Below are 13581 nucleotides of genomic sequence, written 5' to 3'. Positions count from 1 at the left end.
AAGGTAAAAACATGAAAATACAAAAAGAAGCCATGGCAGGAACTCTCGAATCCAGCGATTTGTTAGTTAAAGTCATGCCAAATACTGGCATCGAAATTGTTATTAATAGTGATGTAAATAAACAATTTGGCGATCAAATTCGCGCTGTGGTTAATAACACATTAAATGAACTTAACTTAACTGATGGTTTAATCATTATTGACGATAAAGGTGCTTTAGATTGTGCAATAAAAGCACGGGTACAATGTGCTGTGTTACGCGGTGCAGAAGAAACTGAATTAGATTGGAGTAAATTACTATGAAAAAATTACGTCGCAGTATGCTGTTTCTTCCAGGTGCAAATGCAGCAATGTTATCTACATCTTTTGTCTATAAACCAGACTCAATTATGTTTGATCTTGAAGATGCTGTGTCTATCAAAGAAAAAGATTCAGCACGTCTACTCGTCGCGCAAACATTAAAATTACCTGTTTATAAAGAACATGGCATTGAAACTGTAGTTAGAATTAATGCATTAAATACACCATTTGGTCTTAAAGACTTAGAAGCCGTTGTGCGAGCTGGTGTTGATGTTGTTCGCTTACCAATGACCAATAGTGCTGAAGATATTCATGAACTTGAAGCGCATGTTGAACGAATTGAAAAAGAGTGTGGCCGAGAAGTGGGTAGCACTAAATTAATGGCTGCTATTGAATCAGCTCAAGCAGTAGTTAATGCAGTATCCATTGCCAAATCATCGCCACGTTTAATTGGTATCGCTCTTGCAGCATTTGATTATCTAGTAGATATGCAAACAGAACGCGGGGATGGTACTGAACTATTTTATGCACGCTGTGCTGTTTTACATGCTGCTCGTGTAGCCGGTATTGATGCTTTTGATGTTGTTTATTCAAATGTTAATGATGATGAAGGCTTTTTAAAAGAAGTCAGCCTAATTAAAAAATTAGGATACAACGGTAAATCATTGATTAATCCACGACAAATTGAGCTATTACATAATGCTTATGCACCTACTGCTAGTGAAGTAGAAAATGCTAAAAAAGTCGTTGAAGCCGCTGAAGAAGGTGAAAGAAAAGGGCTTGGAGTTGTTTCTTTAAATGGCAAAATGATTGATGCACCAATTATTGCTCGTGCGCAAAAAATCATTGAACTAGCTAAATACTCCGGTGTACGTAAAGAAATTTGATAGGATTGAAACATGACAACTTCTATAAACCAAAAAATTGCTGATTTATTAAAACAGCATCCTGATCTTAAAAATATCACACCATTTATTGATGCTAATGCAACCACACCTTATCTAAAAGATGAGTCTAAATATACCCGTAAATTGTGTGAGTCAATTGAGCAAGCAATAGAAAAGTGTGAACTTCGTGATGGAATGACTATCTCTTTTCACCACGCATTTCGTGAAGGCGATAAAGTTATCAACAAAGTTGTTGAAACCATTAGTAAATTAGGTATTAAGAACCTTACATTAGCTTCAAGCTCATTATTAAGCTGTAACGCAGCATTGATTCCTCACATTGAGTCTGGTGTAATTACTAAAATCTATACCTCAGGATTACGAGGAAAATTAGCTGATGCGATTTCACACGGCCTGATGGAAAATCCGGTACATATCCATTCTCACGGTGGTCGAGTCAAATTAATCCAAAGCGGAGAAATTAATATTGATATCGCATTCTTAGCTGTATCAACTGCTGACGAACAAGGTAATGCTAATGGCGTATCAGGTAAATCACAATGTGGCGCCCTTGGTTATGCTATGGTTGATGCTCAATTTGCTAAGAAAGTGGTTTTACTTACTGAAGATATTGTTGGTTATCCTAACCATCCAGCAAGTATCCGCCAAGATCAAGTTGACTATATTGTTAAAGTTGACGAAGTTGGTGATCCAACTAAAATTAGCGTTGGTGCAGCACGTATTACCAGTAACCCTAGAGAATTAATGATTGCACGCTATGCCGCTGATGTTATCGAAAATTCAGGTTATTTTAAAGATGGATTCTCAATTCAGACTGGTTCTGGCGCATCATCAACTGCAGCGACACGCTTTCTAGAAAATCGGATGCGAGCGAAAAATATCACAGCATCATTTGCTCTAGGTGGTATCACAGCCAGTATCGTCGATCTTCATGAAAAAGGCTTAGTAAAACGTTTACTTGATACACAAAGTTTTGATGGAGCTGCAGGACAATCTTTAGGTAAGAATAAAGATCATATTGAAGTTTCAACCAACGTTTACGCTAATCCAGCCTCAAAAGGAGCAAGTGTTGATGAATTAGATATTGTCATTCTTAGCGCACTCGAAGTAGATTTAGATTTCAACGTTAATGTACTAACAGGATCTGATGGTGTTATGCGTGGTGCATCCGGTGGTCACTGTGATACAGCCGCTGGAGCAAATCTAACTATTATCGTTGCGCCACTAATTCGTAGCCGAATTCCAACGGTAATAAGAAAAGTAACGACAATTGTCACACCAGGAGAAAGTGTAGATGTGTTAGTCACTGACCATGGTATAGCGGTAAATCCTGCTCGTCCTGAAATCGCAGAACGATTAAAAGCGGCTAATTTACCCGTAATGACTATTGAAGAACTTTATCAACGTGCTATTGCATTAACAGGTGAACCAAAACCAATTGAATTTAACGATAAAATTGTTGGGATTGTTCACTTCCGTGATGGCTCAATTATTGATGTTGTTCGTCAAGTCAAAGACTAATTAACTTTGTAATAGTAATAGCATAACAAAATTCTTAGTTATGCTATTACTCAACATCATTATGAATAATCCAACATTAAGATTCGACGATGGTATTAACATAACGCTTGAGCAAATGTTAATAGCCAAAGAAAACCGTGTAAACAATCAGCAACAAGTTTTTGAGCAATACCCTTATCCGCTAATATCATTAAGTTTAGTAATACCTGGACCAATCAAGAAAAGTAGTGGCACTGTATTCTTATTTAATGAAGCTGTACAAGCTATCCATCAGATGTTAAACCAACATAATATTTCTATTATCCATGAAAAATTTTATGAAAGCATAACTGGTGATGAAGCATTATTATCAATTGATTATAACGTTGATATACTTAAACAACTGTGTATAAAAATTGAGGAGAGGCATTTTTTAGGACGATTATGGGATATTGATGTCATTGACCCTATTACACAAAAAAGTATTTCTCGGTCTAAATTCGAGCATCATTCTCGACAATGTTTAGTTTGCCATGATAATGCTAAAATTTGCGGTCGTAGTAAAAGGCATTCCATTAAAGAAATCCTCAGTGCCATTGCCAATAAAGTCAATGATTATCGAAATAATTAAACGAGCTTAAATATATAGCTATCTATATTAATAGAGTCGAAAAATAAACTATTTTCCAACTCTATTGATAAATTGATGACGGTTAAATATTTGCTAACGCTTGCTCTAAATCACCAATCAGATCATCGATATCCTCGAGACCCACAGAAATACGTAATAATTGATCGGATATACCCGCTGTTTTACGTGCTTCAGCACTAATTCCTGAATGGGTCATTGTAGCTGGATGACATATTAAACTTTCTACGCCACCAAGTGATTGCGCTAAGGTAAAAATATTCAGCGCATCTAGGAATTTAGGCATATCATCGGCAGCACAAGCTAATTCAAAACTCAACAGTGAACCAAAGCCTTTTTGTTGTTTTTTGGCAATGTCATGACCTAAATTTGTTGGTAACGAAGGATGAAAAACTTTAGCAATTTTAGGATGATTAACTAAAAAATCGACGACTTTTTCTGCATTTTCTTGTTGTAATCTAACTCTTGCAGTAAGAGTTCTTAAACCACGCAATAATAAATAACTATCAAATGATGAAGTTGATGTTCCGATATTATTTGCCCACCACAATACATCTGTAGCTAATTGTTGATCTTTAAATACTAATATTCCGGCTAATAGATCTGAGTGGCCATTTAAAAATTTAGTACAAGAGTGACTAACAATATCAGCCCCTAATTCCAGTGGTTTTTGTAAAATTGGCGTCATAAAGGTATTATCAACCAGAACTAACGCACCAATCTCATGCGCCTGACGTGCAATATCAGCAATATCAACGACTCTTAATAATGGATTACTTGGCGATTCAATCAATACTAATTTAGGTTTTAAATTCAGCACTTCTTTTAAAGCGATAGGATCGGATTGGTCTACAAATTTGGTTTTAAAATAACCTTTTTGACTCAAGCTGTTAAATAATCGATAACTACCGCCATAACAATCATGAGGAGCAACAACGGTATCATCTGGACTTAGTAACGCAACACTAATCAAATGAATAGCTGACATACCACAATTGGTTAAAATGGCATCTGCACCACCTTCTAATTTCGCTACCGTTTCCTCAACTAATCGTCTACTTGGATTAGATTTGCGACCATAATCAAATTTCCTTGGTGTTGCAAATGATTGATAGCGATAACACGTTGAAGGCGTAATAACAGGAACTACGCTACCAAATTGGTCATCTGTATTTAATCCACCACGAACAGCAATAGTATCTTGGCTAAGATTTTTAGATTTATGAGCCATAATAACCTTCCTACAAACCATTTTATTTATTTTTAGATTTTAGTTGTATAAGAATAACACAATAAAAAAAGACGTCAACATGTCTAGACGTCTAACTATCTTGGTGTATAGATTGCAGCTAAGCAAAAAAAACGCTAAAATTATCCACATTATTTGTGATGTAATTGATTTGGTGAATAAATGATGGAATGGAACGGCGATTATATTAGCCCTTATGCTGAGCATGGTAAAAAAAGCGAACAAGTAAAAAAAATTACAGTCTCAATTCCGTTAAAAGTATTAAAAATATTAACTGATGAGCGAACTAGACGACAAGTCAATAATTTACGTCATGCAACGAATAGTGAACTTTTATGTGAAGCTTTTCTACACGCTTATACTGGTCAACCATTGCCTTGTGATGAAGATTTACAGAAAGATCATGAAGATGGCATTCCGTTACAAGCGCAGAAAATGATGCGAGCTTTAGGTATAGATCCTGATTTAATTGATGAATGATTGAATCATAGATACAAAAAAGGCGCCTAAAGCGCCTTTTTTACAACGTAAAAATTAGTAAAACTATTTTTTACCACCAACCATTGCAAAACGTTGTTTAAATTTATCAACACGTCCGCCAGTTGCTACATCACGTTGTTTACCTGTATAGAACGGGTGACATTCACCACATACGTCAAGATGAATATCATGACCAACAGTTGAATGAGTTTCAATTTTGTTACCACAAGAACAAGTTGCTGTAATTGCAGTGTATTCTGGATGGATACCTTCTTTCATAATAAACCTCTAAAGTTTGTTCGTATCGCTATATAAATGGCTTAATCGCAAAATCTATACACCATACGAGTGTTAAATAACATGATAAGGGTGCGAATTATACGTCCTATATCAAAGATAATCAAGTAATAAAAGGCCAATCTAAACCGGCAATTGACCAATAGTGATTTGCAACTGAATCTTTTCACCATTGCGTAAGACAATTATGGGGACGATTGTTCCCGGTTTCAACTCAGCAATTTGATCCATGGTTTCAACAATCGATTTTACTGGCTTATTATCAACCATTATTAAAATATCATTAGCTTGTACACCAGCCTGCAAAGAAGGCCCTTCAGCATTAGTGACTAAAATACCTAACACTTTCGGCAGATCACTTGTATTTTGTGTTGGTGCAAATTCTAAACCATCAATGCCAATATAGCCTCGAATCACTTTGCCATCTTGAATTAATTTATTCATTATTTTAACAGCTAATGCAGTTGGAATGGCAAAACCAATACCTTCCGGCACATCATTACCTAGATTTTTGGCAAATGTCAGAGTGTTAATACCCATCAATTCACCTTTAGTGTTAACTAAAGCACCTCCAGAATTACCATGATTGATGGAAGCATCAGTTTGGATAAAATTTTGTCGACGATATGGACTGAGTCCATCACGACCAGTAGCACTAATGATACCTTGAGTAATAGTTTGCCCTATGTTATAAGGGTTGCCAATGGCTAAGACGACATCACCAATTTTCGGATCGCGGGAAGAATTAATCGGTATTCTTGGAAGATTAGATGCTTCGATTTTTAATACAGCAATATCGACTAATTTATCGGAACCAACAGGTAATGCAGCAAAAATCCGCCCATCTTGCAAAGCAACAATAATTTGTTCTGCTCCATCAACAACATGATAATTGGTAACGATATAACCAAGCTCACTCATAATAACACCAGAACCCAACGGTGTTATTGGACTATCTTGTGATTGTTTAGGTACAGAATTAATTGAGCGACTATAAATATTTACCACGGCTGGTGCGGCTATCTTTACTGCATTTGAATAACTCATAGGTTCATCATTAAAAATAGATCTTGAAAAATCAGATTGCGTTCCATTTCTTAAAGAAGGAAAAATAATGAGTAACACTATCGCTAAAACAGCACCAATTAATATTGGCCATAGAATTTTTTTAAGCATAATGGTCACTAGTAGGATGAGAATGATTAATAGGATTCTATCATATATAACGAAGGGTTAAAAAGGCGTTTTCGTCGATGCTAAGCACCGACGATATCTAGCTAAATAATTAACGTAAAATGAGATAAAGACGACTATCGCCTCTAACAATATTTAAAGCAATAGCAGAAGGATTGCTATCAATAATTGTACGTAAATCAGAAATACTATTCACTCTAGCTTTATTTACACCAGTGATTAAATCACCTTCTTGTAAACTTAATCGAGATGCAGGTGAATTTTTAGCAATACTTTCAATCAGCACACCTTTTTGGCCTTTTACCTCACCATTAGCTAAAGTTGCACCATCTAGAGCTGGATGAAGAGATTTTGCTTGAGTAGTTGATTCATCACTGTTTTTTAATTTCACCTCAACAGAAATTTCTTTTCCATCTCGAATAATACCCAACTTAACAGTACGGCCAGCGCCCGTTGTGGCAATTTTAGCGCGTAACTCAGCAAAGCTCTCAACGGGTTTGCCATCCATTGAGATGATTATATCACCTGATTTTATACCAGCTTCTTGGGCTGCTGAATCAGCAATAACTTCACTAACAAAGGCACCTTTCTGCACTTCAAGATCAAAAGCTTTCGCGATATCGGAAGTTAATTCGTTACCTTTGATACCTAAAACCCCTCGTTTGACTTCACCATATTCAATAAGTTGAGAAGTTAAACTTTTAACCATATTGCTCGGTATCGCAAAACCAATACCTACATTACCACCACTTGGCGCAATAATAGCAGTGTTAATGCCAACGAGTTCACCATTCAAATTAACTAAAGCGCCACCAGAATTACCTTGGTTAATGGAAGCATCAGTTTGGATAAAGTTCTCAAATCCATTCATGTTTAGCCCACTACGAGCTAGTGCTGAAATAATACCTGATGTTACTGTTTGACCAATTCCAAATGGATTACCAATCGCAACAACATAATCACCTACTCTAGTTTTATCTGAATCAGCAATTTTAATTGCAGTTAATCTGCTAGCATCATCAACTTTTAACAATGCAATATCACTTTGTGGATCCCTACCGATTAATTTAGCTTGATATTCATGACCGTCATTTAACGAAACAGTAATTTTATCTGCATTATCAATAACATGATTATTAGTAACAATATACCCTTTTTCGGCATCAATAATTACACCAGAGCCTAATCCCGAAAATGATCTAGACTGACTATCAGGATAACCAAAAAAGCGTCTAAACTCTTCTGGCATATTACTTTGCATTTTTGCTGTGCCTTCAACTTTTATACTTACAACCGAAGGTAATACTGTTTCTAACATTGGTGCCAATGTAGGCTGTTGCGGTTGTGAATTATTATCTGTAGGAATAAATGGAAAAGCAGCATAAGCATTCGGTAATGTAGCTAAACTTAAACCTAAACTTAAGGCAATAATACTTAATAAATTTTTTGGTTTACATAAAGAATGACTCATTATAAAACTCTCTTATTTAACGGATTTAATATTTACAATATAAATCTGATTAATATTATCTTATCAAAAAGTATTTAAAATTAATCATGGTTTAATATCTTCACTTTTGAATAATCCAGATGGGTTATCTGAATAATCTTTGGGCTGTTTTTCAAGCGTTAATTCTTGTTTAACGCTGATGTCATTATTTGACTCTAAATCAATAATAGGCATATTCTCGTTATTTACAAATTGACCTGAACTTTCAGCAATGTGTTGATATAATCGACGAAATTCTTTAGCCATATTATCTAAAATCTCAGCACTATGTGAAAAATGCTTAACCATCATTTGTTTCTGTGAAGCTAACTCTTCTTGAGCTTGCTCTAATTCGCGTTGAGCTTTGATATATTTACGCCCTTTTGGCGAAATAAAATTCATGAAAATCATGCCTAAAATAAATCCAATTACTAGGCCAATGACGATATAAGTCATCATGTTATTATCCATATTTCACTCCTTATAGCTTTTAATTATATAACTTAAACATATTATTTGGTTTATTTTGCATGGTTCGCAAGTTTAATCAATTGTTTTTTCAATTTATCTGGTGCTTGTTCTGCCACTGCATTTAAATATATTGCTGTTTGCTTACTAATCACATTACTAATTTTAACATTCTTGGCTGACAAAATTACTGATTGCGAATAATTAGTTGCTATAGTCGGATTAATTTTATATTGAATAGAAGATAAAGATGGTAAAATTTTTTGGCGTATCCCTGATAATAAGTTACCTTGTTCGTACTTCAGTCTTGTTAACCAACTGGCCGAACTCACTTCAAGAATGAGCACACCTTGACGATAATTAGCAACCCGATATTGCTGATTTAATGGCGTTGGAAGTAATTCATCAATAACTTTGGTCAATTGACTTAAAGCGACAGCTCTTTCCTTTATCTTTGATAATAATACCCCTTGTGACAACAAAGAGGTCAACACTTTTGGTTCATTATCACGCATGATTCAGGCTATCCTTACTTCTTGCTAAAATTAATAGCAACTAACTCAACCATAAACATTCTTATGCCGAATAATTTACCTTATCTAATTAAAAATGTCCTGTAAAAAAATAATATTTACAGTTTATTTGTATTATCACAAAACATTAGAAAGACTAAACCAAATAATTGAACTCGCTCGAATAATAAATAGGTAGAATCAAAAATTTTGATTCTACCTATTCTAGTTTTACTGATTATTGATTAATTATCTAATTAATACTTAATTATAAACTTTATTTTCTCGAATAAATGTCCAAAGCACAATTGCTCCAATTACATCAAAGAAAGCTAACGCAATAAAGAATGGACCAAAACCAATTATGCCTACAAATGCACCGATGAAAAGGTTAAATATTAACTGTCCTGTCCAAGCACAAGCGCCAGCCATTCCAACTGCTGTAGCAACTTGATTTTTCTTAAATAAATCACCACCTAAAGTTGATGCAACAGTAGATAATAATTGATGAGAGAAACCACCAAGACTAATTAAGAATACAGCTAAGTATGGATTTTCAACAATACTAACAAAACCGATTGTCATCATTAATACTGCACCGATCGTAAAGGTAATCAATCTCGAATTGATTAATGATATTCCACGGTCATTAAAGAACTTCGCTACAAAACCACTAGCTAAACAGCCGAGATCAGCCATCAAAAATGGTAACCAAACAAACATGGCAATTTCTTTTAAACTAAAATGCAATGTTTCAACAAAGAAGATTGGTACCCAAAAATTGATTGTTCCCCACGCTGGATCAGCAAGAAAACGAGCAATACCAATACCCCAAAAATTACGCTGAGTAAGGATTGTTTTAAGGGATGCTTTTTCCTGTTTGTTATCGCTGTCTAAATATTTCTCTTGTCCAGCTTCAATATACTCTCTTTCTTCTGCAGATAGTCTTTTTGAATCTTTAGGATCACGATAAAAAATAAACCATGCTAGAGCAGCAATTAATGCTAATGATCCTGAAACAACAAAAGCAAATTCCCAACCTTGGAATAAAATACACCAAGCAATCAATGGTGGAGCAAGCATCGCACCAAATGAGGTCCCCATATTAAACACACCTGACGCGATTCCTCTTTCTTTTGCTGGAAACCATATAGATGCGGTTTTTATTCCTGCAGGAATAGCTGATGCTTCACTAAAGCCCATTACTCCGCGCATGAAAGCTAAACCTTGCCATGTACCAGTTAATGCATGGCCCATAGTTGCTAGTCCCCAAATTACTGCGCAGATAGCAAATCCAAGTCTTAGACCAATTGTATCAATAAAAAAGCCCATAATAGGTTGACCAATAGTATAGGCCAACTGGAATGCACTCACTATCCAAGAATATTGCTCTTTAGTAATACCTGTGGTTTCTAAAATTGTCGGTGCAGCAACACCTAATGCTGTTCGATCTAGATAATTGATAATAGTAATAGCACAAACAAGTAAAATCATGCACCATCTAAATTTTGGTATTTTTCTCATTTTATTTCCTTCATCCTATTTAATGTTAATTTGAATTATTGCTATTTAGAAAAATAATGACTTGTATTGTTAAAACATATATTTCTAATCATATTGCCAACTAAATCAAAATCAGCAGGAATTTCGCCATTTTCCATCCAATGTCCCACCATATTGCAAAGAATTCGCCTAAAATACTCATGTCTGGTAAAGGATAAGAAACTACGAGAATCAGTTAACATACCAACAAATTGACTTAATAATCCCATTTGAGAAAGTTGCATAATTTGGCGTTCCATGCCATCTTTCTGGTCATTGAACCACCAACCAGATCCAAATTGAATTTTTCCTGCAATGCCTGAACCTTGAAAGTTACCAGCCATAGTAGCTAACACTTCATTGTCACGAGGGTTTAGGCAATATAAAATAGTTTTCGGTAATTCGTCAGTTAAGTCTAAAATACCTAATAATGAAGAGAGTGGTTCGGCAATTGGTCTATCGCCAATCGAATCAAATCCAGCATCAGGGCCAAGTAATTTAAACATTCTTTGATTATTATTACGTAGCGCACCTAAGTGTAATTGCATTACCCAATTGCGTTTATGATATTGCTTACCTAACCAAACCAATACCGCGGTACTAAATTGAGCAATTTCTAATTCAGAAAGGGATTGATTAGCAAGGCGTTTTGTTATTATTTGATCAAGCTGTTTTCCGGTAGGAATGTCGGCATAACGTAAAATTTCTATACCGTGATCTGATGCTTCACAGCCATGCTGTTCAAAATGATCTAGGCGTTTGGTTAATGCACAAAGTAGTTTGTCAAAATTATCAATTTCAATATCCGTAACTTTGCCTAATTCAGTAATGTACTCAACAAAACCAGCCAATTCTATTTTGAAGACTTTATCTGGCCTCCAGCTAGGCCTTACTTTAGTCTGAAATGAGGTATCTAATGCAATTTGTTTATGATATTCAAGTGAATCGATGGGATCATCAGTTGTACCAACGGCTTTAACATTCATTTGAGTTAAAATCCCGCGAGTAGAAAACTCAGCTGTTGCTAATTTAGCATTAGCTTCAGCCCATATTTGATCAGCTGTTTTTTCATTAAGAATAATATTTTTTATACAAAATGGTCTCTTTAACTCTAAATGGGTCCAATGATAAATAGGGTTTCCTAGTGTTAAAGGAACAACTTTTGCCCATGTAAGATATTTTTCATAATCAGATGCGGTACCAGTTATAAATTTTTCATCGACACCAGCAGTTCGCAATACTCGCCATTTATAATGGTCACCAGCTAACCAAATTTCAGTTAAATTACCGAAATTTTTATTCTCAGCGATATCTTTTGGTGGTAAATGACAATGATAATCATATATAGGTTGATCTTTAGCATAATCAAAATAAAGCTTTTGTGCTGCATCAGTTTGTAACAAAAAGTTATCATCTAAAAATTTTTTCATACTCTAAAGCCCAATTTAAAAAAATAAATCCTGAATAGTTTGTTTTGCACCATTCTCCATTAAACAAAGATAATGTTGAGTTACTTTATCTTTAAATAATGAATTATTTGGTAGATCAGATCCAAAAACAGCGTCTAAAGTTAATAAAGCATTGACTCGCCCAATACCATCATCACTGGCGGTTACTAGTTTTTTTAACTCATCCACCATTGGGTCACGAAGATCGATTATTTGTTTATGATCATCAATACCACCAACATAACGCATCCAGCCAGCCACACCTAAAGCAAGTAAAGAAAAATCAGAATTATGTTTGATATGCCAACGAATTGAATCAAGTAAACGTTGTGGTAGTTTTTGCGTTCCATCCATGGCTATTTGCCATGTTCGATGTTTTAGTGATGGATTACTAAATCTTTCAATCAATTTTTCAGCATATTGCTGTAAATTAACCTGTGGTGGAACATTTAAAGTTGGAGCTTGTTGTTGTAGCATTAATGATAAAGTTGCCTGTTTATAAGCCTCATCATTCATACAATCATTAATATTCTCATAACCAGCTAAATAACCTAAATATGCTAAGAATGAATGGCTACCATTTAACATTCGAAGTTTCATTGCTTCATATGGGACAACATTATCAACAAATTCAGCGCCAACTTCATTCCAATTAGGTCGAGTAGTAACAAAATTATCTTCAATAACCCATTGAATAAATGGTTCACAAGCTATACCACAAGGATCAAACATACCGCCTAGTACATCTTGAATTTCTGTTAATGTTTCGGCTGTCGCAGCTGGTACAATACGATCAACCATGGTACAAGGGAAAGTGGTGTTGGTTTCAATCCATTGGGCTAACTCTGGATCACGTGCATTTGCTAAGTCTAGAATCGCTTTTTTTAATACCAAACCATTTTCAGGCATATTATCACATGATAAAGCAGTAAATGATTTTAAACCTCGTTGCATCCGTCTATATAAGGCCTCAACAATCACGCCAGGAGCTGACATAGGTTTAGTTGGCGAACTCAGATCAGATTTAATTAATTGATTATTTAAATCCAAGCCAGCACCACCTGGTAACATACAATAACCTTTTTCGGTTACCGTCAATGAAACAATCTCGATTACCGGATCAGCCATTTTTTCTAAAATAGCTTCAATACCATCTATTGGCGCTAATAATGATTCTTTCACACTGCCAATAATATAGGCTTGTTTAGACGTTGCACCTTTTTCTAAAACCGTATAGAGATGATCTTGTTTTCGAATATCATTAATAAGCTCTTCACCGCCAACAATATTCACCTCACAAATGGCCCAATCACTGTTACCTTTATTTAACAGACGATCAGTAAATAATGCCTGATGAGCTCGATGAAAAGCCCCAAAACCTATATGTACAATCCGCGCTACCATTTTTTCTCGATCATATAAAGGTTTGTGTTCGATTGATTGGGGAGTATTTGATAAATTTAACATGTAACACACCATTATTAACTAGTTGACAGTATTTATTGGTTAGACATATTTTCATTTGTTGATAAAATTTTCACCTTTA

General features: G+C 35.0%; 14 protein-coding genes. 5 read left to right on the top strand and 9 right to left on the bottom strand.

All coding sequences use genetic code 11. The features are described from left to right. Positions 1 to 11 precede the first annotated feature (11 nt). Genes citD through citX form a run of 4 tightly spaced genes read left to right on the top strand, consistent with a single transcriptional unit; the run spans position 12 to position 3338 of the window. On the top strand, positions 12 to 302 hold the full coding sequence (citD, locus tag H3T54_RS09300) for a citrate lyase acyl carrier protein (RefSeq protein WP_034902004.1): 291 nt from the start codon (positions 12 to 14) through the stop codon (positions 300 to 302). Then, positions 299 to 1186, top strand: a complete 888-nt coding sequence (gene citE / locus H3T54_RS09295; RefSeq protein ID WP_065577565.1) for a citrate (pro-3S)-lyase subunit beta — start codon at positions 299 to 301, stop codon at positions 1184 to 1186. The genes citD and citE overlap by 4 nt, the downstream gene beginning before the upstream one ends. Positions 1187 to 1198: 12 nt before the next feature. Then, the gene (citF, locus tag H3T54_RS09290; protein WP_081298768.1) at positions 1199 to 2728 is read left to right on the top strand and encodes a citrate lyase subunit alpha; all 1530 of its coding nucleotides are present in this window, start codon (positions 1199 to 1201) and stop codon (positions 2726 to 2728) included. A gap of 40 nt (positions 2729 to 2768) precedes the next feature. After that, a complete protein-coding gene (gene citX, locus H3T54_RS09285; RefSeq protein WP_110448441.1) occupies positions 2769 to 3338 on the top strand; it encodes a citrate lyase holo-[acyl-carrier protein] synthase in 570 nt (189 codons plus the stop codon). Between the two features lie 82 nt (positions 3339 to 3420). Here citX and metB read toward each other — a convergent pair whose 3' ends face one another. Continuing rightward, the gene (gene metB / locus H3T54_RS09280; protein ID WP_198222215.1) at positions 3421 to 4587 is read right to left on the bottom strand and encodes a cystathionine gamma-synthase; all 1167 of its coding nucleotides are present in this window, start codon (positions 4585 to 4587) and stop codon (positions 3421 to 3423) included. A 180-nt stretch (positions 4588 to 4767) separates the two neighbouring features. Between metB and metJ the strand changes: the two genes are divergently transcribed. Next, positions 4768 to 5085 (top strand): met regulon transcriptional regulator MetJ, encoded by a 318-nt coding sequence (gene metJ, locus H3T54_RS09275; RefSeq protein WP_110448443.1) that lies wholly within the window; start codon positions 4768 to 4770, stop codon positions 5083 to 5085. A gap of 63 nt (positions 5086 to 5148) precedes the next feature. Here the strand turns inward: metJ and rpmE are convergent, their stop codons facing one another. From rpmE to H3T54_RS09235, 8 genes are all read right to left on the bottom strand, one after another. Then, the gene (rpmE, locus tag H3T54_RS09270) at positions 5149 to 5364 is read right to left on the bottom strand and encodes a 50S ribosomal protein L31 (protein WP_110448444.1); all 216 of its coding nucleotides are present in this window, start codon (positions 5362 to 5364) and stop codon (positions 5149 to 5151) included. A 141-nt stretch (positions 5365 to 5505) separates the two neighbouring features. Beyond that, entirely contained in the window at positions 5506 to 6558 is a 1053-nt protein-coding gene (gene degS / locus H3T54_RS09265; RefSeq protein ID WP_110448445.1) for an outer membrane-stress sensor serine endopeptidase DegS, read from the bottom strand. Between the two features lie 109 nt (positions 6559 to 6667). After that, the gene (locus H3T54_RS09260) at positions 6668 to 8047 is read right to left on the bottom strand and encodes a Do family serine endopeptidase (protein WP_198201272.1); all 1380 of its coding nucleotides are present in this window, start codon (positions 8045 to 8047) and stop codon (positions 6668 to 6670) included. An 84-nt stretch (positions 8048 to 8131) separates the two neighbouring features. Beyond that, a complete protein-coding gene (locus tag H3T54_RS09255) occupies positions 8132 to 8536 on the bottom strand; it encodes a YhcB family protein (RefSeq protein ID WP_198222213.1) in 405 nt (134 codons plus the stop codon). Between the two features lie 50 nt (positions 8537 to 8586). Then, positions 8587 to 9048, bottom strand: coding sequence for a DUF721 domain-containing protein (locus H3T54_RS09250; RefSeq protein ID WP_198222211.1), 462 nt, complete (start codon positions 9046 to 9048; stop codon positions 8587 to 8589). A gap of 261 nt (positions 9049 to 9309) precedes the next feature. Beyond that, positions 9310 to 10569 (bottom strand): MFS transporter, encoded by a 1260-nt coding sequence (locus tag H3T54_RS09245; protein WP_198222209.1) that lies wholly within the window; start codon positions 10567 to 10569, stop codon positions 9310 to 9312. Between the two features lie 41 nt (positions 10570 to 10610). Further along, on the bottom strand, positions 10611 to 12017 hold the full coding sequence (gene uxaC, locus H3T54_RS09240; protein ID WP_198222207.1) for a glucuronate isomerase: 1407 nt from the start codon (positions 12015 to 12017) through the stop codon (positions 10611 to 10613). A gap of 15 nt (positions 12018 to 12032) precedes the next feature. Next, complete coding sequence (locus tag H3T54_RS09235) at positions 12033 to 13502, bottom strand: mannitol dehydrogenase family protein (protein ID WP_198222205.1); 1470 nt, start codon at positions 13500 to 13502, stop codon at positions 12033 to 12035. Positions 13503 to 13581 lie beyond the last annotated feature (79 nt).

The organism is Gilliamella sp. B14384G10, from assembly GCF_016101685.1.
Lineage (GTDB): Bacteria > Pseudomonadota > Gammaproteobacteria > Enterobacterales > Orbaceae > Gilliamella > Gilliamella apis_A.
This window is presented reverse-complemented; position numbering and strand designations above follow the sequence as displayed.

Bases quoted from the DNA above. Each gene is read 5' to 3' on its own strand.
- citF (WP_081298768.1), top strand. From the start codon at position 1,199: ATGACAACTTCTATAAACCAAAAAATTGCTGATTTATTAAAACAGCAT.
- uxaC (WP_198222207.1), bottom strand. From the start codon at position 12,017: ATGAAAAAATTTTTAGATGATAACTTTTTGTTACAAACTGATGCAGCA.
- citX (WP_110448441.1), top strand. From the start codon at position 2,769: ATGCTATTACTCAACATCATTATGAATAATCCAACATTAAGATTCGAC.
- H3T54_RS09245 (WP_198222209.1), bottom strand. From the start codon at position 10,569: ATGAGAAAAATACCAAAATTTAGATGGTGCATGATTTTACTTGTTTGT.
- H3T54_RS09250 (WP_198222211.1), bottom strand. From the start codon at position 9,048: ATGCGTGATAATGAACCAAAAGTGTTGACCTCTTTGTTGTCACAAGGG.
- citD (WP_034902004.1), top strand. From the start codon at position 12: ATGAAAATACAAAAAGAAGCCATGGCAGGAACTCTCGAATCCAGCGAT.
- metJ (WP_110448443.1), top strand. From the start codon at position 4,768: ATGATGGAATGGAACGGCGATTATATTAGCCCTTATGCTGAGCATGGT.
- H3T54_RS09255 (WP_198222213.1), bottom strand. From the start codon at position 8,536: ATGGATAATAACATGATGACTTATATCGTCATTGGCCTAGTAATTGGA.
- H3T54_RS09235 (WP_198222205.1), bottom strand. From the start codon at position 13,502: ATGTTAAATTTATCAAATACTCCCCAATCAATCGAACACAAACCTTTA.
- metB (WP_198222215.1), bottom strand. From the start codon at position 4,587: ATGGCTCATAAATCTAAAAATCTTAGCCAAGATACTATTGCTGTTCGT.
- citE (WP_065577565.1), top strand. From the start codon at position 299: ATGAAAAAATTACGTCGCAGTATGCTGTTTCTTCCAGGTGCAAATGCA.
- degS (WP_110448445.1), bottom strand. From the start codon at position 6,558: ATGCTTAAAAAAATTCTATGGCCAATATTAATTGGTGCTGTTTTAGCG.
- H3T54_RS09260 (WP_198201272.1), bottom strand. From the start codon at position 8,047: ATGAGTCATTCTTTATGTAAACCAAAAAATTTATTAAGTATTATTGCC.
- rpmE (WP_110448444.1), bottom strand. From the start codon at position 5,364: ATGAAAGAAGGTATCCATCCAGAATACACTGCAATTACAGCAACTTGT.